We start from the raw sequence: 591 nt of genomic DNA on the forward strand, positions 1-591 counted from the left end.
GTCTCGCCGCCCGGCTCCCGGCCCCCGCACGGGACTGGCTGGAGGATGCCCTCACCACCGTGGCCGAGGAGTCCGGCACCGTCGCGGCCCGGGAATGCTCCGGCACCGTGGCCGGGGAGTCCGGCACTGCCGTGGCCGTGCGTTCCCGCACCGCCGCGGCCGAGGAGTCCCGCACCCCCGCGGCCGGGGGCTCCGTCCTGGAGCTCCGTTTCGCCGAGGCCGGCCGCCGCGTCGGCCCCGACGCCGCCGACGACGCCCGGATCCTCCTGCTGCACGCCGCCGGGGCGGGCCCCGGCACCCTGGCCCGCCTCTACCGGCAGGGCACCGCCGCCGAACGCCGGGCCGTGCTCCACGCCCTGCCCGCACTGGTCCCCGGCGACGAGGCGCTGGACCTCGTCGAGGACGCCCTGCGCACCAACGACACCCGGCTGGTCGCCGCCGCCCTCGGTCCCTACGGCGCCCGCCACCTGCCCGCCCACCCCTGGCGGCACGCCGTCCTCAAGTGCCTCTTCACCGGCGTCCCCCTCGACACCGTCGACCGGCTCGCCGATCGCGCCCGCGGCGACAACGAACTCGCCCGCATGCTGGGGG

General features: G+C 78.8%; 1 protein-coding gene. It reads left to right on the plus strand.

Annotated elements, in window-relative coordinates; genetic code table 11:
* Positions 1 to 591: EboA domain-containing protein (locus tag ACOV8S_RS31120; RefSeq protein WP_448321835.1), on the plus strand; the 591-nt coding region annotated here is incomplete at both ends.

It is taken from the genome of Streptomyces sp. CO7 (genome assembly GCF_053474865.1).